The sequence below is a fragment of the Streptomyces sp. NPDC054783 genome (assembly GCF_053611725.1).
Genome location: NZ_JBSHAY010000024.1, coordinates 73665 through 92880 on the forward strand (window position 1 = coordinate 73665; position 19216 = coordinate 92880).

General features: G+C 71.6%; 21 protein-coding genes. 12 read left to right on the plus strand and 9 right to left on the minus strand.

Annotated features, from left to right (window positions below; translation table 11 throughout):
• Positions 1-8 precede the first annotated feature (8 nt).
• From ACWGJ5_RS32720 to ACWGJ5_RS32730, 3 genes are read right to left on the minus strand one after another with little or no spacing between them, the layout of a single operon-like run.
• Positions 9-803, minus strand: coding sequence for an amino acid ABC transporter ATP-binding protein (locus ACWGJ5_RS32720; RefSeq protein WP_453313239.1), 795 nt, complete (start codon positions 801-803; stop codon positions 9-11).
• Positions 800-1633: an amino acid ABC transporter permease gene (locus ACWGJ5_RS32725; RefSeq protein WP_453313240.1), complete on the minus strand. Its 834-nt coding sequence runs from the start codon at positions 1631-1633 to the stop codon at positions 800-802. The genes ACWGJ5_RS32720 and ACWGJ5_RS32725 overlap by 4 nt, the downstream gene beginning before the upstream one ends.
• A complete protein-coding gene (locus ACWGJ5_RS32730; protein WP_453313241.1) occupies positions 1630-2475 on the minus strand; it encodes a transporter substrate-binding domain-containing protein in 846 nt (281 codons plus the stop codon). The genes ACWGJ5_RS32725 and ACWGJ5_RS32730 overlap by 4 nt, the downstream gene beginning before the upstream one ends.
• Before the next feature lie 152 nt (positions 2476-2627).
• Between ACWGJ5_RS32730 and ACWGJ5_RS32735 the strand changes: the two genes are divergently transcribed.
• The 6 genes from ACWGJ5_RS32735 to thpD all read left to right on the plus strand — a co-directional run bounded on the left by ACWGJ5_RS32735 (position 2628) and on the right by thpD (position 7690).
• The gene (locus ACWGJ5_RS32735; RefSeq protein WP_453313242.1) at positions 2628-3671 is read left to right on the plus strand and encodes a pyridoxal-phosphate-dependent aminotransferase family protein; all 1044 of its coding nucleotides are present in this window, start codon (positions 2628-2630) and stop codon (positions 3669-3671) included.
• Positions 3672-3716: 45 nt separating this feature from the next.
• Positions 3717-4247 (plus strand): DinB family protein, encoded by a 531-nt coding sequence (locus ACWGJ5_RS32740; RefSeq protein ID WP_453313243.1) that lies wholly within the window; start codon positions 3717-3719, stop codon positions 4245-4247.
• Between the two features lie 262 nt (positions 4248-4509).
• A complete protein-coding gene (gene ectA / locus ACWGJ5_RS32745; protein ID WP_453313244.1) occupies positions 4510-5028 on the plus strand; it encodes a diaminobutyrate acetyltransferase in 519 nt (172 codons plus the stop codon).
• A gap of 13 nt (positions 5029-5041) precedes the next feature.
• Positions 5042-6313, plus strand: coding sequence for a diaminobutyrate--2-oxoglutarate transaminase (gene ectB, locus ACWGJ5_RS32750; RefSeq protein ID WP_453313245.1), 1272 nt, complete (start codon positions 5042-5044; stop codon positions 6311-6313).
• A 72-nt stretch (positions 6314-6385) separates the two neighbouring features.
• A complete protein-coding gene (locus ACWGJ5_RS32755; RefSeq protein ID WP_453313246.1) occupies positions 6386-6790 on the plus strand; it encodes an ectoine synthase in 405 nt (134 codons plus the stop codon).
• Between the two features lie 6 nt (positions 6791-6796).
• Positions 6797-7690 (plus strand): ectoine hydroxylase, encoded by an 894-nt coding sequence (thpD, locus tag ACWGJ5_RS32760; RefSeq protein ID WP_453313247.1) that lies wholly within the window; start codon positions 6797-6799, stop codon positions 7688-7690.
• Positions 7691-7759: 69 nt separating this feature from the next.
• On the opposite strand, the gene ACWGJ5_RS32765 is transcribed toward thpD, so the two are convergent.
• From ACWGJ5_RS32765 to ACWGJ5_RS32780, 4 genes are all read right to left on the minus strand, one after another.
• Positions 7760-8866, minus strand: coding sequence for an aminotransferase class V-fold PLP-dependent enzyme (locus tag ACWGJ5_RS32765; protein ID WP_453313248.1), 1107 nt, complete (start codon positions 8864-8866; stop codon positions 7760-7762).
• A gap of 59 nt (positions 8867-8925) precedes the next feature.
• Positions 8926-9654, minus strand: coding sequence for a DsbA family oxidoreductase (locus tag ACWGJ5_RS32770; RefSeq protein WP_453313249.1), 729 nt, complete (start codon positions 9652-9654; stop codon positions 8926-8928).
• A gap of 75 nt (positions 9655-9729) precedes the next feature.
• A complete protein-coding gene (locus ACWGJ5_RS32775; RefSeq protein ID WP_453313250.1) occupies positions 9730-10233 on the minus strand; it encodes an N-acetyltransferase family protein in 504 nt (167 codons plus the stop codon).
• On the minus strand, positions 10230-11210 hold the full coding sequence (locus ACWGJ5_RS32780; RefSeq protein WP_453313306.1) for a GlxA family transcriptional regulator: 981 nt from the start codon (positions 11208-11210) through the stop codon (positions 10230-10232). The genes ACWGJ5_RS32775 and ACWGJ5_RS32780 overlap by 4 nt, the downstream gene beginning before the upstream one ends.
• Before the next feature lie 70 nt (positions 11211-11280).
• Here ACWGJ5_RS32780 and ACWGJ5_RS32785 point away from each other — a divergent pair, with 70 nt between their 5' ends.
• Complete coding sequence (locus tag ACWGJ5_RS32785; protein WP_453313251.1) at positions 11281-12669, plus strand: MFS transporter; 1389 nt, start codon at positions 11281-11283, stop codon at positions 12667-12669.
• On the opposite strand, the gene ACWGJ5_RS32790 is transcribed toward ACWGJ5_RS32785, so the two are convergent.
• Together ACWGJ5_RS32790 and ACWGJ5_RS32795 are read right to left on the minus strand one after the other, a co-directional pair.
• The gene (locus ACWGJ5_RS32790; RefSeq protein WP_453313252.1) at positions 12629-13237 is read right to left on the minus strand and encodes a DUF1349 domain-containing protein; all 609 of its coding nucleotides are present in this window, start codon (positions 13235-13237) and stop codon (positions 12629-12631) included. The two genes, ACWGJ5_RS32785 and ACWGJ5_RS32790, sit on opposite strands and share 41 nt — an antisense overlap.
• 41 nt (positions 13238-13278) lie before the next feature.
• Positions 13279-14808: an aldehyde dehydrogenase (NADP(+)) gene (locus ACWGJ5_RS32795; protein WP_453313253.1), complete on the minus strand. Its 1530-nt coding sequence runs from the start codon at positions 14806-14808 to the stop codon at positions 13279-13281.
• 131 nt (positions 14809-14939) lie between these two features.
• On the opposite strand from ACWGJ5_RS32795, the gene ACWGJ5_RS32800 reads away from it, so the two are divergent.
• The 5 genes from ACWGJ5_RS32800 to ACWGJ5_RS32820 all read left to right on the plus strand — a co-directional run bounded on the left by ACWGJ5_RS32800 (position 14940) and on the right by ACWGJ5_RS32820 (position 19198).
• Positions 14940-15710 (plus strand): IclR family transcriptional regulator, encoded by a 771-nt coding sequence (locus ACWGJ5_RS32800; protein ID WP_453313254.1) that lies wholly within the window; start codon positions 14940-14942, stop codon positions 15708-15710.
• 51 nt (positions 15711-15761) lie between these two features.
• Positions 15762-16232, plus strand: coding sequence for a GNAT family N-acetyltransferase (locus ACWGJ5_RS32805; protein ID WP_453313255.1), 471 nt, complete (start codon positions 15762-15764; stop codon positions 16230-16232).
• A 79-nt stretch (positions 16233-16311) separates the two neighbouring features.
• Positions 16312-17256 (plus strand): hypothetical protein, encoded by a 945-nt coding sequence (locus tag ACWGJ5_RS32810; protein ID WP_453313256.1) that lies wholly within the window; start codon positions 16312-16314, stop codon positions 17254-17256.
• Positions 17253-18542 (plus strand): sensor histidine kinase, encoded by a 1290-nt coding sequence (locus ACWGJ5_RS32815; protein WP_453313257.1) that lies wholly within the window; start codon positions 17253-17255, stop codon positions 18540-18542. The genes ACWGJ5_RS32810 and ACWGJ5_RS32815 overlap by 4 nt, the downstream gene beginning before the upstream one ends.
• Positions 18539-19198, plus strand: coding sequence for a response regulator transcription factor (locus ACWGJ5_RS32820; protein WP_228624014.1), 660 nt, complete (start codon positions 18539-18541; stop codon positions 19196-19198). The genes ACWGJ5_RS32815 and ACWGJ5_RS32820 overlap by 4 nt, the downstream gene beginning before the upstream one ends.
• Positions 19199-19216 lie beyond the last annotated feature (18 nt).

Sequence of the window (19216 nt, forward strand, 5' to 3'; positions counted from 1 at the left end):
TTAATGAGCTACTGCTCGGGCCCGCCCACCTGGTCCGGGATCTCCTCCTCGACCTCGGCCATCGCCGGGTCGAGCAGGCGGGAGAGGAAGTGGCGGGTGCGCTCGTGCCGCGGGTCGCCGATGACCTGCTCGGGGCTGCCGTCCTCGACGATCACGCCGCCGTCCATGAAGACGACCCGGTCGGCGACCTCGCGGGCGAAGGTCATCTCGTGGGTGACGACCATCATCGTCATGCCCTCGCGGGCGAGCATGCGCATGACGGCGAGGACGTCGCCGACGAGTTCCGGGTCGAGGGCGGACGTCGGCTCGTCGAAGAGCATGACCTCCGGGCCCATCGCCAGCGCCCGGGCGATCGCCACACGCTGCTGCTGGCCGCCGGAGAGGGAGGAGGGGTAGGCCTCCGCCTTCTCGGCCAGGCCGACGCGGGCCAGGTTCTCGGCGGCGATCTTCGCGGCCTTCGCCTTGTCCCGCCCGAGCACCCTGCGCTGCGGCAGCGTGAGGTTCTCGGTGACGCTGAGGTGCGGGAAGAGGTTGAACTGCTGGAAGACCATGCCGATCCGGCGGCGTACGGCGTCGATGTCGACGTCCGGGTCGGTCAGTTCGGTGCCGCCGACGAAGACCTGGCCCTCGGTGGGCTCCTCCAGCAGGTTCGCACAGCGCAGCAGCGTGGACTTGCCGGAGCCGGAGGGGCCGATGACGCAGACGACCTCGCCCTGGTTGATCTCCAGGTCGATGCCGCGCAGGACGTGGTTGTCGCCGAAGGACTTGTGCAGGTCCCGGACGCGGATCTCGGGGCGGGTCACTTGATCTCCTTCTGGGCCTTGGCCTCCAGACGGCGGGCGACGAAGCCGAGCGGGATGGTGACCAGCAGGTAGCACAGGCCCGCGACCAGGATCGGCGTGGAGTTGGCGGTCGTACTGGCCAGGTCCCGGCCGAACTTGGACAGTTCGCGCTCCTCCAGGGTCACGCCGAGCAGCAGCACCAGGGAGGAGTCCTTGAAGAGCATGATCAGCTCGTTGGTGAGCGGCGGGAGGATGATCCGGAACGCCTGCGGGATGATGATGGAGATCATCGCCCTGGCCGGCGAGAAGCCCAGCGAACGCGCCGCCTCCATCTGCCCCTTGGGCACCGCCTGGATGCCGGCACGGAACGTCTCCGCCATGTAGGCGGCCCCGATGAGTCCGAGGCCGAGGGCGCCCTTGCCGTAGGTGCCGCCGGGGATCTCCGTGCCCGGGAAGGCCAGCGGGACGGCGACCGCGATGAAGACGAAGATCAGCAGGGCGGGCAGGCCGCGGAAGATCTCGATGTAGATGCCCGCCACCCAGCGGTACGGCCCCACGGAGGACAGCCGCATCAACGCGATGACCAGGCCGAGCACCAGTCCGAGGACGAAGCCGGACACCGTGAACAGGACGGTGTTCTTCAGCGCCAGCGTGATGACGTCCGGCCACATCTGCTTGGCGATGCCGCCCTGCGCGAACTGGTTCTGCAGCCGCCCCCAGTCCGCCGAGACCGCAATGGCGATCACGGCGGCGACGAAGACGACGTACTGGATGCCGCGCGACAGCCGACGCCGCTGGCGCCGCGTCAGCCCCTTCTTCCTCGGCTGGAGTCGTACGTCCGTATCGGTCATGAGGCGGCGGGAGAGGCCGCGGAGGCGTTGTACGGGCCGATCCACTGCTCGTAGATCTTCTTGTAGGTGCCGTCGGCCTTGGCGTCCTTCAGGGCCTTGTCGATGGCCTCGCGCAGCGCCGTGTTGCCCTTCTTGACCGTGAAGCCGTACTGCTCACCGGTCTTGAGGTTGTCGACGACCTTGAACTTGGCCGCGTTGGCCTTGTCCTTCAGCCAGCCCTGGACGACCGGGTAGTCGATGACGACGGCCTGGACCTGGCCGGTGCGCAGGCCGTTGAGGACCGCGTCGGAGGACTCGAAGGAGATCGGGTCGTAGCCCTTGCCCTTGACGTAGTCCTCGCCGGTGGTCTGCGCCTGGGCGCCGAGTTTCTTGCCCTTGGCCTTGACGTCGGCGAGGGAGTTGATGCCGCTGCTCTTGTCGACCAGGACGGCCTGGGTGGCCTCGAAGTACGGGTCGGAGAAGTCGACGTTCTTCTTGCGCTCGGGCGTGATCGTCATGCCGGCGGCGGCCAGGTCGCACTGGCCGGAGTTCAGGAAGGCGCCGGTCTTGAAGTTCTCGAACGGCGTGTCGACGATCTGCTGCTTGACGCCGAGGTTCTTGGCTACGAGGTCGATGAGGGAGACGTCGAAGCCCTGCACCTTGCCGTTGATCTCCGACTGGAACGGCGGGTAGGGCAGGTGGGTGCAGGTGGTCAGCTGACCGGCCTTGACGAGGTGGACCCCCTTGACGGTGGCACCGCCGCTCCCCCCGTTCGAGGAGCAGCCGGCCACGATGAGGACCAGCCCGGCGGTCGCGGTGGTGGCGGCCAGGAGTCGGGTCCGGCGTCCGAGGAGCGTTTTCATGGGGGGATCTTCTCTGTGGGGAAACTGTGGGTTCTGATTATAAGGAAGAGTTTGAGTCTCTCAAATTAAACCGATGGTTACGACGGCGTTGGACCTAAGATCGGTGGAGTTGCCCCCGGACATCGACCCCCGAGAACGAAGAGAGCGCCGCCGTGACCCACCCGTTCCTGGACCTGCCCCCGCTGAGCGCCGAACGCTTCGCCGCCATCGAGGACGGGGTGGCCCGGCTGCTGGACACCCGGCAGGACGTGCTGATCACGCAGGGCGAGGCGCTGCTGCCGCTGGAGGGCGCGATCCGCGCGGCGGCCGGTCCGGGCACGGTGGCCCTGAACGTGATCACGGGCCCCTACGGGCAGACCTTCGGCAACTGGCTCCGGGACGCGGGTGCGACCGTGTACGACCTCTCCGTGCCCTTCCACACGGCGGTGACCGCCGACCGGATCCGGGAGGCGTTCGCCGAGCACCCGGAGATCGACTTCGTGTCGCTGGTGCACGCCGAGGCGGCGACCGGCAACACCAACCCGGTCGCGGAGATCGGTGAGGCGGTACGGGAGCAGGGCGCGCTGTTCTACCTGGACGCGGTCGCCTCCGTGGGCGCGGAGCCGGTACTGCCGGACGCGTGGGGTGTGGACCTGTGCGTGATCGGCGCGCAGAAGGCGATGGGCGGCCCGGCGGGGGTGTCGGCGATCTCGGTGAGCGAGCGGGCGTGGGCCCGGATGGCGGCCAACCCCCACGCGCCGCGCCGCTCCTACCTGTCCCTGCTGGACTGGAAGGAGCGCTGGCTCGACGCCGGCCGCACGGCGCTGCCGCACGCTCCGGCGCAGCTGGAGATGCTGGCGCTGGAGGCCTGTCTGGAACGGATCGAGTCGGTGGGGCTGGATGCGGTGATGGACCGGCATCGCAGCGCGGCGCTGGCCGCGCGGGCGGGTGCGGTCGCCCTGGGCGGGGGCCTTGAGCCCTATGTGCACGAGGCCGCGGACGCGGCGCCGGTGGCTACGACGCTTCGGGTGCCGTCGGGGGTGGTGGCGTCGGAGGTGGTGGCTCGGGCGCTGGAGAGCGACGCGACGCTGCCGATCGCCGCCGGCGGCGGGGCGCTGGCCGAGGAGATGATCCGGGTCAACCATTACGGGCCGGACGCTTCGCCGGACACCGTGCGGAGGTGTCTGGCGGCGATCGCTGCGGCGCTCGGCGTCTGAGGTCTGCCGGGTACCGGTGTCAGTGGTCCGTGTCACCCTGCTCGCATGACCACACCACAGACGCCCCACACCCTCCCCGACGGCCGCCCCGTGCCCCTCCTGACGGGCCCCGAGCACCCCATGCTGGAGAGCTGGCTGGACTTTCACCGGGCCACGCTGGAGCTGAAGTGCCGGGGGCTGGACGACGCGCAGGTGCGACAGGCCTCCGCCGAGCCTTCGTCCCTGACGCTGCTCGGGCTCGTGCAGCACCTCGCCGAGGTCGAACGCACATGGTTCCAGCGGGTGTTGGCCGGGCTGGACGTGCCGCCGGTGTTCGAGGAGGAGACGGGGTACGTCCTCGATCCGCGGCGGGGGCTCGAAGAGGCGCTGGGCGCGTGGCGGCGGGAGGTCGCGCGTGGCCGGGAGCTGCTGGCCGGGCGGTCCCTGGAGGACACCGGGCGGATCGTGGACGAACCGATGACCGGCGTCGAGGTCAGTGTGCGCTGGGTGCTGATCCACCTCATCGAGGAGTACGCCCGGCACAACGGGCATGCCGACATTCTGCGTGAACGAATCGACGGGACCACCGGAGCCTGAATTCATTATTCAGTTCAGTTTCACAATTTCTGCCAATTCTCCCGGTGGTAGCTTCCCATCTTCTCCTGCCCGCTTTTTGCAAGCCTAAACGGGGAAGTTTCCTGGCGGTTTTTTGACGGTTTCCGCGGTGTGACACACTCCACAGCGCGACCGTTTTGACCCGATTTGATGCGGGTCAATCAGGGCATTTCGCCGCACCCTCTGTACAGCGCAGCGACAGCGGCCGTGCATTTCCTAATTCGCCTCGCTAAATTCGTGCCGCATGACTGCCGCACCCGCAGACCTGATCGTCGACCAGCCGGCGGTGACGGACGGAGCCACGCTCTGGCGTCTCGCCAAGGACTCGAAAACCCTCGATCTGAACTCTTCGTACAGCTATCTGCTGTGGTGCCGGGACTTCGCCGGCACCTCGGCGGTGGCGCGCGGTGCGGACGGGGAGCCGGTCGGTTTCGTCACCGGCTATGTGCGACCGGAGCGCCCCGGCACGCTGCTCGTCTGGCAGGTGGCCGTCGACTCCGCCCACCGGGGTCTCGGCATCGCCGCCGCGCTGCTGGACGGGCTGACGGCCCGGCTCGCCACCGAGCGCGGCATCACCGACGTGGAGACCACCATCACCCCGGGCAACACCGCCTCCGAGCGGCTGTTCACCTCGTTCGCCGCCCGGCACGGCGCGCGGCTGGAGCGCGAGGTGCTGTTCCCCGCCGAGCTGTTCCCGGACGGCCCGCACGATCCCGAAGTCCTCTACCGCATCGGCCCGTTGACCGACCCCACCGCCCACTGAGGAGCGATTCACCGTGACCATCACCCAGCCCGACCTCAGCGTCTTCGAGACCCTCGAGTCCGAGGTGCGCAGCTACTGCCGCGGCTGGCCCACGGTCTTCGACCGCGCGCAGGGCAGCCGGATGTTCGACGAGGACGGCCATGCCTACCTCGACTTCTTCGCAGGTGCCGGCTCACTCAACTACGGCCACAACAACCCGGTACTCAAACGGGCGTTGATCGACTATCTGTCCCGGGACGGGGTGACCCACGGCCTGGACATGTCGACCACGGCCAAGCGGTCCTTCCTGCAGACCTTCCAGGACCTGGTGCTGCGCCCGCGCGATCTGCCGTACAAGGTCATGTTCCCGGGGCCGACCGGCACCAACGCCGTGGAGTCGGCGCTGAAGCTGGCCCGCAAGGTGAAGTCGCGCGAGGCGATCGTGTCGTTCACCAACGCCTTCCACGGGATGTCCCTGGGCTCCCTCGCCGTCACCGGCAACGCCTTCAAGCGGGCCGGCGCCGGGATCCCGCTGGTGCACGGCACGCCGATGCCGTTCGACAACTACTTCGACGGCACGGTCGAGGACTTCCTGTGGTTCGAGCGGCTGCTGGAGGACCAGGGCTCCGGCCTGAACAAGCCCGCCGCGGTGATCGTGGAGACCGTGCAGGGCGAGGGCGGCATCAACGTGGCCCGGCCCGAGTGGCTGCGGGCGCTGAAGGAGCTGTGCGAGCGGCAGGACATGCTGCTGATCGTCGACGACATCCAGATGGGGTGCGGGCGGACGGGTGCCTTCTTCTCGTTCGAGGAGGCCGGGATCACGCCCGACATCGTCACCGTCTCCAAGTCGATCAGCGGCTACGGGCTGCCGATGTCGCTGTGCCTGTTCAAGCCGGAGCTGGACGTCTGGGAGCCGGGCGAGCACAACGGCACCTTCCGGGGCAACAACCCCGCGTTCGTCACCGCCACCGCGGCGCTGGAGGCGTACTGGACCGACGGCTCGGCCATGGAGAAGCAGACCCGCGCCCGCGGCGAGCAGGTCGAGCAGGCGCTGATCGCCATCACCGAGGAGAACCTCGCCGACGTCAAGGAGTACCGCGGCCGCGGGCTCGTGTGGGGCATGGAGTTCCACGACAAGGATCGTGCCTCGCGGATCGCGCGGCGGGCCTTCGAACTCGGGCTGCTCATCGAGACGTCCGGCCCGGAGGGTGAGGTCGTCAAGCTGCTGCCCGCCCTCACCATCACCCCCGACGAGCTGGACGAGGGCCTGAGCATCGTCGCCCGCGCCGTCCGCGAAACGGTCTGACCGACCGTCTGGTCACCCCCCTGATCAACCCCCTGATCAACCCTCTGATCAACCCGGAGAGAGAACACCACCGTGATCGTCCGATCGTTCAAGGACATCGAAGGCACCGACCGGCACATCAAGGCGAAGTCCGGTACCTGGGAGAGCAAGCGGATCGTCCTCGCCAAGGAGCGGGTCGGCTTCTCCCTGCACGAGACCATCCTGTACGCCGGCACCGAGACGTCGATGTGGTACGCCAACCACGTCGAGGCCGTCGTCTGCACCAAGGGCGAGGCCGAACTCACCGACCACGAGGCCGGGACGACGTACACCATCACGCCCGGCACCATGTACCTCCTCGACGGGCACGAGCGGCACACGCTGCGCGTCAAGGAGGACTTCCACTGCATCTGCGTGTTCAACCCGCCGGTGACCGGACGGGAGGACCACGACGAGAACGGCGTCTACCCGCTGCTCACCGAGCCCGAGGAGGTGTGAGAACCCATGACCACTGCCAGCGTCACCGATCTCTACCCGACCCGCGGCACCACCGAGGTGACCGTCCCGCGTCAGGACCCGGTCGTCTGGGGCTCCCCGGACACCCCGGGCCCGGTCCCCGCGGCCGACCTGCAGGCGTACGAGCGTGACGGCTTCCTCGCCGTCGACCAGCTGATCACCCCGGACGAGGTCGAGGTCTACAAGCGCGAGCTGGACCGGCTGGTCGCCGACCCGGCGATCCGCGCCGACGAGCGCTCCATCGTGGAGCCGAAGTCGAAGGAGATCCGCTCGGTCTTCGAGGTGCACCGGACCAGCGAGGTGTTCGCGAACCTGGTGCGCGATCCGCGGGTGGTCGGGCGCGCCCGGCAGATCCTCGGTTCGGACGTGTACGTCCACCAGTCCCGGATCAACGTCAAGCCCGGTTTCGGCGCGAGCGGCTTCTACTGGCACTCGGACTTCGAGACCTGGCACGCCGAGGACGGTCTGCCGAACATGCGCACGGTGTCGGTCTCGATCGCACTGACCGAGAACCACGACACCAACGGCGGTCTGATGATCATGCCGGGTTCGCACCGGACGTTCCTGGGCTGCGCCGGCGCCACGCCCAAGGACAACTACAAGAAGTCACTGCAGATGCAGGACGCGGGCACGCCCTCGGACGAGGCGCTGACCTCGCTGGCGGGCGAGCACGGCATCCGGCTGTTCACCGGCAAGGCCGGCTCGGCGACCTGGTTCGACTGCAACTGCATGCACGGCTCGGGCGACAACATCACGCCCTTCCCGCGCAGCAACGTCTTCATCGTGTTCAACAGCGTGGAGAACACGGCCGTCGAACCGTTCGCGGCTCCGGTGCGGCGGCCGGAGTTCATCGGGGCGCAGGACTTCACTCCGGTGAGGTAGCCGCCAGACGTACGGCTCCGGGCCGGGGCCTCCTCGTGTGGGACGGGGGGCTCCGGCCCGGTCATGCCGTCAGCCGGACAGCACGTCCAGCAGCCGGTCCACGTCCGCTTCCGTGTTGTAGAGGTGGAAGGACGCGCGCAGGTTGCCGGCCCGGTCGGAGACCTCGATGCCCGCGCGGCTCAACTCCGGCTGGCGCGCGCCCAGTCCGGGTACGGAGACGATGGCCGAGCCGGGGGCGGGCAGCGGTTCGTGACCGAGTGAGGCGAGTCCGGTGCGGAACCGGTCGGCCAGCGCGAGGTCGTGCGCCTGTACGGCGGTCACGCCCAGCTCCTCGATCAGGGCGAGCGACCGCGCCACCCCGGTGTAGGTGAACAGGGCCGGGCTGACGTCGAACCGCCGTGCGGAGTGGGCGAGTTCGGTCACCGGGCCGTAGCAGCTGTTCCACGGTTCCTCGGCCGCCACCCAGCCCGCCAGCAGCGGGGACAGCCCGCCGAAGTCCTCGGGGACGACGAGGAAGGCCGCCCCGTGCGGACCGAGCAGCCACTTGAAGGTGGTGGAGACGGTGAAGTCGTGGGCGCCGGCCTCCATCGGCAGCCAGCCGGCGGCCTGGGAGAAGTCGACGTAGGTGCGCGCACCGTGCGCGCGGGCCGCCCCGCGCAGGGCGGGCAGGTCGGCGATCCGCCCGTCGGCGGACTGCGCGGCGCTGACCGCGACCAGGGCGGTGCCGGGCCGGACCGACTCGGCGAGCCGTTCCAGCGGCACCGCGCGCACCTTGAGGTCGCCGCGCGCGTGGAACGGGTTGAGTACGGAGGTGAAGTCGTCCTCGGCGGTGAGGACTTCGGCGCCCGCGGGCAGCGAGGCGGCGATCAGCCCGGTCTGGGCGGAGACCGACGGGCCCGCCGCGACGCGGGTGACCGGCACTGCGGCCAGCCGGGCGAACGCGGCCCGGGCGACCTCCACGTCGTCGAACAGCGGGTCCAGTGGCCGGCCCTCGGCCCGGATGGCCACCGCCTCGTGCAGCGCGGCGACCGTACGGGCCGGGAGCAGGCCGCTGCTCGCGGTGTTCAGGTAGGTGTTCCTCGGGGCGAACTCGGCGCGGACGAGGTTGTCGAACGTCTCCGTGGTCTCCGTGTTCTTCATGGGTCCACTCTGCGGCCCGGTGAAGTCCCCGTCCATTGCGAATTCTTCCGTGGATCCGCTCAGGACTGCTTATACGTCCGCCCCGGCCTGCGGTTTCAGCCCTGCTGCGGCACCGCGCACCCGTCGGGCCCGCAGGCCGCCCCGTCCCCCTGGTCCGCCTGCTCGACCAGCTTCAGCGGCGAGTGCTCGCCCCAGGCCTGGGTCAGCGCCCGGGTGAAGACCTCGCCGGGCTGGGCGCCGGAGACGCCGTACTTGCGGTCGAGGACGAAGAAGGGCACGCCGGTCGCGCCGAGCTCGGCGGCCTCGCGCTCGTCGGCGCGGACCTCGTCGGCGTACGCGTCCGGGTCGGCGAGCACCGCACGGGCTGCCTCGGCGTCGAGACCGGCCGCCACGGCCAGCTCGACGAGCCGCTCGTCGCCCTCGGTGAAGACGGACCGCTCCTCGGCGAAGTTGGCCCGGTACAGGACCTGGATCAGCTCGTCCTGCCTGCCCTGCTCCTTGGCGAAGTGCAGCAGGCGGTGCATGTCGAAGGTGTTGCCGTGGTCGCGGCCCCGGGTGCGGTAGTCCAGGCCCTCGCCGGCGGCCTGGGCGCCGAGGTTGTCCTCGCCGGCCTGGGCCTGCGCCTCGCTCATGCCGTACTTCCTGGTCAGCATGGTGATCACCGGCTGGACGTCGCCCTTGGCGCGGCCCGGGTCCAGCTCGAAGGAGCGGTGCACGACCTCGACGTCGTCGCGGTGCGGGAAGGCTGCGAGCGCCTTCTCGAAGCGGGCCTTGCCCACGTAGCACCAGGGGCAGGCGATGTCGCTCCAGATCTCGACGCGCATGTCTTCGGCTCTCTCCAGGTCGTACGGGCGCGGAGGCTCTCTCCACCCAGTACGTGAACGTTCAAACAGCCTGGTTCATTCCCGGGGCACGGTGAAGCGCAGGAAGAGGTGGTGGTCGCCCTCCGCCGGTGGGTTCTCCGGGTCCGGGACCCAGCCCTGGCGGTCGTAGAACGCCTGGGCCCGCCGGTTGTCCACGTGGACGTCGAGGACCGCCGTCCGCTTGCCGTCGGCCCGCCACTCCTCCGCACAGGCCGCGTGCAGGGCCGTACCGATACCGGAGCGCCAGTGGTCGGGGTCGACGTGGAACTGGAAGAGCTTGACCGTTTCCGCGGGGGCGCCCTCCGGGGTGCGGAAGGAGGCGATGCCGACGATCCGGCCCTGCTCGACGGCGCACAGCACATGACCGTCGGTGCGCTCGATGGAACGGCGCCAGGCCTCGGTCCAGTCGACGTCGGCCTGCGGGACGCCGTCCGGGTAGTACGTCGAACGGGCCCGGAAGTGCAGCTCGGTGATGACCTCGGCTTCGGCCGGCAGGGCGGTGCGGATCACCGGGCCGGCCGTCACACGTTGACTGATCATGCAACGAAGGACGTGACCGCGCCGGACCCGGTTCCGAGGCGGTTGAACTGGGCCCGGTACGCGCTCGGTGTGAGCCCGGTGCGGCGGACCATGTGGGCGCGCAGGGAGTCGGCGGTGCCGAGGCCGCAGGCGCCGGCCACCTGGTCCATCGGAAGCGTGGTGGTCTCCAGGAGCTCCTTGGCGCGCTCGATGCGCTGGTGGAGGAGCCACTGCAGGGGGCTGACACCGCTCTCGGCGTGGAAGCGCCGGGTGAGGGTGCGTACGGAGACTCCGGCGTGCCGGGCCAGATCGGTGAGGGTGAGCGGCCTGTCGAGGTTGCGCATGGCCCAGCCGCGGGTGTCGGCGCAGGCGCTGCCCCGCTCGGGCGGCAGCGGGGTGTGCGTGAACTGGGTCTGGCCGCCGGGGCGGACCGGGGCGACCAGGGCGAGCCGGGCGACCGCGTTGGCGACGGCGGCGCCGTAGTCGGTGCGGATGATGTGCAGGCACAGGTCGATGCCGGCTGCGTAGCCGGAGGAGGTGAGGTACGGCCCGTCCTGGACGTACAGGACGTCGCCCTGGAGTAGCACCTGCGGGTACCGTCTGCGCAGTTCGTCGGCGTGCGCCCAGTACGTGGTGGCCTTGCGGCCGTGCAGCAGGCCCGCCTCGGCGAGCTGGAAGGCGCCGGTGCAGATGGAGGCGATCCGCTTGCCGTCGGCGGCGGCCGCACGGACGGCCGCCACGATCCGGGGCTCCGGCTCGAACGGGGCGCCGGTGCCGGCGACGACCACCGTGTCCGCCTCCCGCACGGCGTCGAGCCCGTGGCGTACGGACAGGTCGAGTCCGGCGGTGGTGGGGACCGGGCCCGGGTCCGCGGCGCAGACGAACACCTCGTAGCCCGGCCGGCCGTCCACCTCCACCTTGCCGAACAGCAGCTCGGGGATGGCGAGGTTGAACATCGAGACCGGCGAGGGAGCGATGACGGCGACGCGGTGCGGCATGGCCAGAACCTCCGGATGCATGGCGTTCAGGCCACTACTGTACGACGACGGGGATCCGCAGCATGGGGACATGTCAACGAACCAGATGCCCAGGGTCGGACAACTCGCCCCTGAGGAAGGTGACTTGGAGCCCACCGGCCCCTCCGCCGCGCTCACCCTCACCGCCGCCCTGCTCGGCTTCGCGCTGATCTGTCTCGACGCGTCCGTGGTCAATGTGGCCCTGCCCGCGATCGGCTCCTCCCTGGGCGGCGGGATGTCCGGTCTGCAGTGGGTGGTGGACGCCTACACGCTGGCCTTCGCGGCACTGATGCTGTCCACCGGGGCCTTCTCCGACCGGGCCGGGGCGAGCCGGGCCTTCGCCCTCGGTACCACGGTGTTCACGCTCGCCTCGGCGGCCTGCGGACTCGCGCCGAACCTGCCGGCCCTGATCGGCGCGCGGGTGGTCCAGGGTGTCGCGGCGGCCGTGGTGCTCCCGGCGTCGCTGGCGCTGGTGCGGCAGGCGTACCGGGAACCGGCGCGGCGGGCCCGCGCGGTGGCGGCCTGGGCGGCGGGCGGTTCGCTCGCCGTGGCCCTCGGTCCGGTCGCGGGCGGTGCGCTGACCACCGCCTGGGACTGGCGTGGCATCTTCTTCGTCAACCTCCCGGTGGGCACCGCGGTCCTGGCCCTGCTCGTCCGTGCCCCGCGCTCGCGGCCCCGCCCGGCACCGCTGGATCTGCCCGGGCAGCTGACGGCGGTGGCGGCCCTGGTGTCCCTGGCCTTCGCGGTGATCGAGGGCGGGACGGCGGGCTGGGCGGCACTGGCGGTGGCCGTCCTCGCGGCCGCGGCGTTCCTGCGCATCGAGGCGCACCGGCCCCACCCGGTGGTGCCCCTCGGCCTGTTCCGCGACCGGACCGTGGCGACGGCGGTCGCGGCGGGCTCCGCGGTCAGTGTGGCGTTCTACAGCATGGTGTTCGTCTTCTCGCTCTTCTTCCAGCAGGTCCAGGGGCACTCCGCGCTGTTCGCCGGGCTGATGTTCCTGCCGATGACGGGCCTGATCGCGGTGACGAACGTGGTGGCGGGCAAGCTCGCGGGCCGCTACGGCCCCCGGCTGCCGATGCTCGTGGGCCAGCCCCTCGCCGTCGCCGGCCTGCTCCTGCTGCTGTACGTCGACGCGGGCACACCCCCGGCCCTGGTGTCGGTGCTGCTGGTGCCGCTGGCGCTGGGCTGCGCGCTGACGGTGCCGCCGCTGACCGCCGCGATGATGGACGCCGTACCCGCCGAACGGGCGGGCCTGGCGGCCGGGGTGCTCAACTCGGCCCGGCAGGTGGCCGGCGGCCTGGGCATCGCGGTGTTCGGGGCGCTGCTCGGCCACGGCTTCCAGGCCGGCATGCGCTGCAGCCTGGCCGTCAGCGCGGCCCTGCTCACGGCGACGTTCGCGCTCAGCTTCCGTCTCGCAGGTCGCTCGGCCAGGACGTCCTGAACTCGATGTGGTCGTACGTGACCACGCACCCCTCCCCCAGCGGCGACTGGGTCATGAAGCCGACCAGCGCGTCACCGGTCCTCTCCTCGTCGCCGAGGGTGAACAGCCGGACGAAGGTCCAGCGCTCGCCGTCCCGGGAGGCGTGGAAGGCGAAGGCCCGCCCGGTCCGGCTGACCCGCAGCCACACCGAACTGCCCTCCACCATGAAGGAGTTGGCGTCGTCGGAGTGTCCCCGGGTGACCACTGTGCAGACGGTGGGCACGTCCGGGGAGTACTCCAGACAGAGCTTGGCCCAGGCCCGGTCGCCGACGTGGACGTACAGCACGCCGGCGTCGAAGGAGGCGTTGAACCCGACGGTGACCCGGGCGATCAGCTGGAAGTCCCCTTCCGGCGCCCCCAGCAGCCGGGGCGCGTCGGAGGCGGGGTCCAGGGCTTCCCCGGTGGGCGTGACGAACCGGTCCTGCCGGGGGCCCGCCCATCCGGTGAGCACGCCGTCCTCATGAACCCAGTGTCCGTCGGGCCCGTACGTCCGGAGGGGGAAGGGCAGTTCGGGGATTTTCAGGTCCATGGGGCGAGTCTCTCAGCTTCCCGTTCCGCTCGCGCCGGTCTTCAGCGTTCGAGGCGCCCGTCGAACCGCCGGGGAAGGCCGAGGGGGTTGTCGTCCCGCAGCTCGTCCGGCAGCAGGGCCGCGGGCGCGTTCTGGTACACCACCGGCCGCAGCCACCGCTCGATGGCCGTCCCGCCCACCGAGGTGGACGTGGAGGTGGTCGCGGGGTACGGCCCCCCGTGGTGCTGGGCCGGGGCCACCGCCACGCCCGTCGGCCAGCCGTTCACCAGGACGCGGCCGGCCAGCGGGGTCAGCTCGGCCAGGAGCTCCGCGCCCCGGCCGTTGCCTGCGGCTTCCTCCGAGGACAGCTGGACCGTGGCCGTAAGGTTGCCCGGAAGGCGGGACAGCACGGCCGCGGCCTCGCCCTCGTCCTCGTACCGCACCACCACGGTGACCGGGCCGAAGCACTCCTCCAGGAGCAGGTCGTACGCCCCCTCCTCGGCCAGCCTGCCCGCCGGCACCGTCAGGAACCCGGCGCTGACCGTGTGCTCGCCGCCCGCGCCCGGGGTGACCGGGGAGTCGACCCCGGCCAGCTGCGCGCGCTCGGCCACCCCGGCAACGAAGTTGTCCCGCATCCGGTGGTCGAGCAGCACGCCCGCCTCGGTGTTGCTCACCGCGGCCGTCAGGGCCTTGACCAGGCCGTCGCCTGCCGCGCCGGACGGCACCAGCACCAGACCGGGCTTCACGCAGAACTGCCCGACCCCCAGCGTCATCGATCCGGCGAGCCCGGTGCCGATCTCCTCGGCGCGCTCGGCGGCGGCGGCCTCGGTCACCAGGACCGGGTTCAGCGAGCCCAGCTCGCCGTGGAACGGGATCGGCACGGGACGGGCGGCGGCCGCGTCGAAGAGGGCACGTCCGCCCCGTACCGAACCGGTGAAGCCCGCCGCGGCGACCAGCGGGTGCCTGATCAGTTCGACGCCCGCCTCGAAGCCGTGCACGAGGCCGACGACACCCTCGGGGATGCCGTGTTCGGCGGCGGCCCGGCGCAGCACCTTGGCGACCAGCTCGGACAGGGCCGGGTGGTCGGGGTGGGCCTTGACGACGACCGGGCAGCCCGCCGCGAGCGCGCTCGCGGTGTCGCCGCCGGCGACGGAGAAGGCGAAGGGGAAGTTGGAGGCGGAGTAGACGGCGACGACGCCGAGCGGCACCTTGTAGCGGCGCAGGTCCGGGACGGGCGGGGTCGCCGTGTCGTCGGGGTGGTCGATGACGACGTCGAGGAAGGCGCCCTCGTCGACGATGCCGGCGAAGGCCCGCAGCTGGTAGCAGGTGCGGGCGAGTTCGCCGGTCAGCCGGACCGGGCCGAGGGCGGTCTCGGCGTCGGCGGTCTCGACCAGACCGTCGCCGGCCGCCGCCAGGCCCGCGGCGGCCGAGCGCAGGAAGGCGGAGCGCACCGCGCGGTCGGCGAGGGCGCCGCGTGCGGCGTGGGCCGCCCGGACCGCCGCGTCCACCTCCTGGGCTGTAGCCTCCACCGCAACCTGTTCACGCTGCTTCCCGGTACGCGGGTCGACGCTCCAGACTGGTGCTGCTGCCACCGCGGGTCCCTCCAGTAAGGCCGCAAGAACTAGGGTCACCGATCAGCCGCGTTCGATATACTGAACGCTGTCTCTGATGATGAATATGCTGCTCGGAGACTATTTCCCGGCGATTGAAGGGGTCAAGGGCGATGTCGGCTGGCGAGACAGGCGGGGCGCAGGTCAAGTCCGCGGTGCGGACCGTTGAATTGCTCGAGTACTTCGCCGGCAAGCCCGGTATGCACTCCCTCGCGGCCGTCCAGGAGGCCGTGGGGTACCCCAAGTCCAGCCTGTACATGCTGCTGCGCACGCTCGTGGACCTGGGCTGGGTGGAGACCGACGCGACGGGCACGCGGTACGGCATCGGGGTGCGGGCACTGCTGGTGGGCACCTCGTACATCGACGGCGACGAGGTGGTGGCCGCCGCCCGGCCGACCCTGGACCGGCTCTCCGACGACACCACGGAGACCATCCACCTGGCCCGCCTCGACGGCACCAACGTCGTCTACCTGGCCACCCGCCAGTCCCAGCACTACCTGCGCCCCTTCACCCGGGTCGGGCGCCGGCTGCCGGCCCACTCCACCTCCCTCGGCAAGGCGATCCTCGCCACGTACACCGACGAACAGGTGCGCAAGCTGCTGCCGGAGACCCTGCCCGCGCTCACCGAGAACACCATCACCGACCGGGAGAAGCTCATCGAGGAGCTGCGCCAGGTGCGGGAGCAGGGCTTCGCGGTCGACCGCGAGGAGAACACGCTGGGCCTGCGCTGCTTCGGCGTGGCGATCCCCTATCGCACCCCGGCCCGGGACGCGATCAGCTGCTCGGTGCCGGTGGCCCGGCTGACCCCCGCCCACGAACAGATGATCAAGGACGCGCTGTTCGACGCGCGCGACCGGCTGACGCTGGCGACCCGCAGGCTCTGAGCGGGGACTGTCGTGGGGCCAGGCGCCCGTGCCGTCGTAGGCTCGGGTCCCATGGAGATCGCGCTGCGTGCCGTCGAGGACAGTGACCTGCCGGTGTTCCACCGGCAGATGACCGACCCGGAGGCCGTCCGGATGGCCGCGTTCGGCCCGGAGAACCCGTACGACCAGGACGCCTTCGCGGCCTACTGGCGGCGCGTGCGCGACTCCGCCCACGTGCTGCGCGCGGTCCTGGCCGACGGCGAGGTGGCCGGTAACGCGGCGGTCTACGGGATGGCCGGCGAGCGCGAGGTGACGTACTGGATCGACCGCGCCTACTGGGGCCGCGGTGTCGCCACGGCGGCGCTGCGGGCCCTGCTCGCCGAGGTACCCGAACGGCCGCTGTACGCGCGGGCGGCGGCCGACAACGCCGCGTCGCTGCGGGTGCTGCACAAGTGCGGCTTCCGCGAGACGGCCCGGGCCCGCGGATTTGCGAACGGGCGGGGCCGGGAGATCGAGGAGGTCGTGCTCGTCCTGGACGACTGAACCCCCTCCCCCGTGCGGCGGAGACGGATCGTCGGTCCGCAGGAGGTGAACGCCCCCGCTCACGCGGGAGCGTTGAGCCATGACGATCTCAACCGCCCCTGCCCCCGCCGGTGTCTCCGCCGGACGGCGCTCGCTCCGGCTCGTCGCCGTCGCCGCCTGTCTGCCCTATCTGTCCCTCAAGTTCGCCTGGATCGCCGGTAGTCACCTCGGCATCCCGGACGGCAGCCCGTTGCTCGAGCACCGGCTGACCATGATCCTCGCCAACGGTCTCACCGTCGTGATGGACGCGGCCGTCGTGGTGCTGGCGCTGCTGCTGACCCGCCCGTGGGGGCGGCGGGTGCCGGCCTGGCTGCTCGCGGTGCCGATGTGGTTCGCCGTGGGACTCCTCGCGCCCATCATGGTGGGCTTCCCGCTGCAACTCGTCCTCCACGGCACCGGCGGCGGGGGCGGCGGCTCGGGCGACAGGCCGTTCCTCGACGACTGGGTCTTCGGGGTGGTGTACAGCGGGTTCATCGTGCAGGGGCTGGCGCTGGGGGCGCTGTTCACCGGGTACGCCCGCGACCGCTGGGGGCACCTGTGGCGGGGGCGGATGCGGGAGCTCCCGGCCGGGGGCGCGGGAGGGGCGCAGCGGCGGACGGCCCTCGCGGCGGCCCTGCTCGCGCTGGTCCCGGGCGCGGTGCGGCTGCTGCGGGCCTGCGGGGCGGCCGCACCGGACGGCAGCGGCGACCGGTCCATGCAGTGCGTGTACGTCCTCTTCCTCGCCGCGGCCGTCACCGGTGCCTGGCAGCTCGCCTTCCGCCGAGGCGGTGTGCTGCCGGTCGCCGTACCGCTCGCGTCGGCCTGGATCGGCTCCGGGGCGGTGGCCTGCTGGGGCGGATGGATGTCGCTGGCGGCGGTGGTGACGGGCGACCGGCCGGCGCCGCTGACCGGCCTCGCCTACGCTGGACAGATGATCACCGGCATCCTCGTGGCGGGCGTCATCGCCCGCTTCCTGACGGACCGGCCCGTCAAGGCGCCGCAGTGACAGGGGCGTTGGGGCTGCTCCTCGGCGGGCGGGCGCGGCGCCGCTGGATCCATCTGATCCTCGGTGGCGCGCTCGCCATGCCGTACGTCCTCGTCGGCTCGGTGATCGTCGGGCCGCTCACCGGCGTGGACGACGTCTTCCGGTCCCTGCCGCTCCAACTCGGCTCGTTCGCCGTCGGGTTGCCGATCGCCGCCGTCACGTCGCTGTTCCCGCTGACCAGGCCGCTGGAGTCGGCGGCGGTGAGGGCCCTGTGCGGGATCGACGCCTACTCGCTGGCCCACGGCCCGGCCCGGACGCGTACCGAACGGGCCCGTACGGCGGCCTGGTTCACGCTGCACCTCGGCCTCGGCGGGATCATCGCCGGGATGTCGCTGGCCGTGCCGCCGTTCGCGGTGGTCCTGATCGTCCTGCCGGTGTTCGCCGGGCTGCGCCGCTCCCCGCTCGGCCTGCCCCATGTCCTCGCCCACGACTGGGCGTTGGCGCTGTCCCCGGTCGCGGGCCTGGCCATGCTGCTGGCGCTCGCCGCGTGCGCGGCCGGCTGCGGGGCCCTGCTGGCCCGCTGGGCGACCGCGCTGCTCGGGCCCACCCCGCAGGACCGGCTGGCCGCCGCCGAGGCCCGCGCCGCCGACCTCGCCGTGCGCAACCGGCTCGCCCGCGAGCTGCACGACAGCGTCGGCCACGCCCTGAGCGCCGTCACCCTCCAGGCGAGCGCGGCCCGCCGGCTCCTCGGCACCGACCCGGAGTTCGTCCGCGAGGCACTCGCCGCCATCGAGGAGACCACCCGGCGCACGGTCGGCGAACTCGACGCCGTACTCGGCGTGTTGCGGGACGGGGACGCGCCGGGCACCGCGCCCGCGCCGACCCTGGAGAGCGACCTGGAGGGGCTGCTGCGCCGGACCCGGGCCGCCGGGCAGCGCGTGACGGCCACCGTCGGCATCGACCCGGCCGCCCTGCCGCCGCTGGTCTCCCGGGAGGCGTACCGGATCGTGCAGGAGGGCCTGAGCAACGCGCTGAAACACGCCGGATCGCCCGTCGCCGTCCGCATCGCCACCGCCGCCGGACACCTGGAGATCACCGTCGAGAACCCCCTGGGCGCCGGCCCGGCTCCCCGCCCCGGGGGCGGCCACGGCCTGCGGGGCATCGCCGACCGGGTGCGGCTGCTCGGCGGCACGGCTGAGGCGGGACCGTCGGCGGACATCTGGCGCCTGTCCGTACGACTGCCCCTGACCACGCCCACGACACCACCCGGCCCGCTCACCCGACCGCTCCCGAAGGGATCCGCATGACCCGGCCCGCCATCCGGCTCGTCCTCGCCGACGACGAGCGCATGGTCCGCACCGCCCTGCGCGCCATCCTCTCCGCCGAGCCGGACCTGGAGGTGGTCGGCGAGGCCACGACGGGCGCCGAGGCCGTGTCCGTGGTCCGGGAACTGCGGCCCGACGTCGTGCTCATGGACGTCCGCATGCCGGAGGTCGACGGCATCCGGGCCACCGAGCAGCTCGTCGCCACCATGGCGGAACCGCCGCGGATCGTGGTCGTGACCACCTTCGAGAACGACTCCTACGTGTACGACGCCCTGCGCGCCGGAGCCGCCGGCTTCCTGCTCAAGCGGTCCGACGCCGACGCCCTGGTGCAGGCGGTACGGCTGGTCGCGCGCACCGACAGCCTGCTGTTCCCCTCGGCCGTCCGGGCACTCGCGGCCGAACACGGGCGCAGGGCAGCCCCGTCCGCGCCCTGGGTGAGCAAGCTCACCGGACGCGAGCGCGACGTGCTGCGGCACATGGCCGACGGACTGACCAACGCCGAGATCGCCCGGCGGCTGGAGGTGGGCCCCGCCACCGTGAAGTCGCACGTCGCGGCGGTGCTGGCCAAGACGGGCACCCGGGACCGCACGCAGGCGGTGATCGCCGCGTACGAGGCCGGTTTCCTGAGCGTGGGATGAGAAAACGGGGCGTACGGG

Excerpts from the sequence above, each read along its gene's own strand:
- ACWGJ5_RS32725 (WP_453313240.1), bottom strand. The coding sequence starts at position 1,633 with ATGACCGATACGGACGTACGACTCCAGCCGAGGAAGAAGGGGCTGACG.
- ACWGJ5_RS32730 (WP_453313241.1), bottom strand. The coding sequence starts at position 2,475 with ATGAAAACGCTCCTCGGACGCCGGACCCGACTCCTGGCCGCCACCACC.
- ACWGJ5_RS32740 (WP_453313243.1), top strand. The coding sequence starts at position 3,717 with ATGACCACACCACAGACGCCCCACACCCTCCCCGACGGCCGCCCCGTG.
- ectA (WP_453313244.1), top strand. The coding sequence starts at position 4,510 with ATGACTGCCGCACCCGCAGACCTGATCGTCGACCAGCCGGCGGTGACG.
- thpD (WP_453313247.1), top strand. The coding sequence starts at position 6,797 with ATGACCACTGCCAGCGTCACCGATCTCTACCCGACCCGCGGCACCACC.
- ACWGJ5_RS32765 (WP_453313248.1), bottom strand. The coding sequence starts at position 8,866 with ATGGACGGGGACTTCACCGGGCCGCAGAGTGGACCCATGAAGAACACG.
- ACWGJ5_RS32770 (WP_453313249.1), bottom strand. The coding sequence starts at position 9,654 with ATGCGCGTCGAGATCTGGAGCGACATCGCCTGCCCCTGGTGCTACGTG.
- ACWGJ5_RS32775 (WP_453313250.1), bottom strand. The coding sequence starts at position 10,233 with ATGATCAGTCAACGTGTGACGGCCGGCCCGGTGATCCGCACCGCCCTG.
- ACWGJ5_RS32780 (WP_453313306.1), bottom strand. The coding sequence starts at position 11,210 with ATGCCGCACCGCGTCGCCGTCATCGCTCCCTCGCCGGTCTCGATGTTC.
- ACWGJ5_RS32785 (WP_453313251.1), top strand. The coding sequence starts at position 11,281 with ATGTCAACGAACCAGATGCCCAGGGTCGGACAACTCGCCCCTGAGGAA.
- ACWGJ5_RS32790 (WP_453313252.1), bottom strand. The coding sequence starts at position 13,237 with ATGGACCTGAAAATCCCCGAACTGCCCTTCCCCCTCCGGACGTACGGG.
- ACWGJ5_RS32800 (WP_453313254.1), top strand. The coding sequence starts at position 14,940 with ATGTCGGCTGGCGAGACAGGCGGGGCGCAGGTCAAGTCCGCGGTGCGG.
- ACWGJ5_RS32805 (WP_453313255.1), top strand. The coding sequence starts at position 15,762 with ATGGAGATCGCGCTGCGTGCCGTCGAGGACAGTGACCTGCCGGTGTTC.
- ACWGJ5_RS32810 (WP_453313256.1), top strand. The coding sequence starts at position 16,312 with ATGACGATCTCAACCGCCCCTGCCCCCGCCGGTGTCTCCGCCGGACGG.
- ACWGJ5_RS32820 (WP_228624014.1), top strand. The coding sequence starts at position 18,539 with ATGACCCGGCCCGCCATCCGGCTCGTCCTCGCCGACGACGAGCGCATG.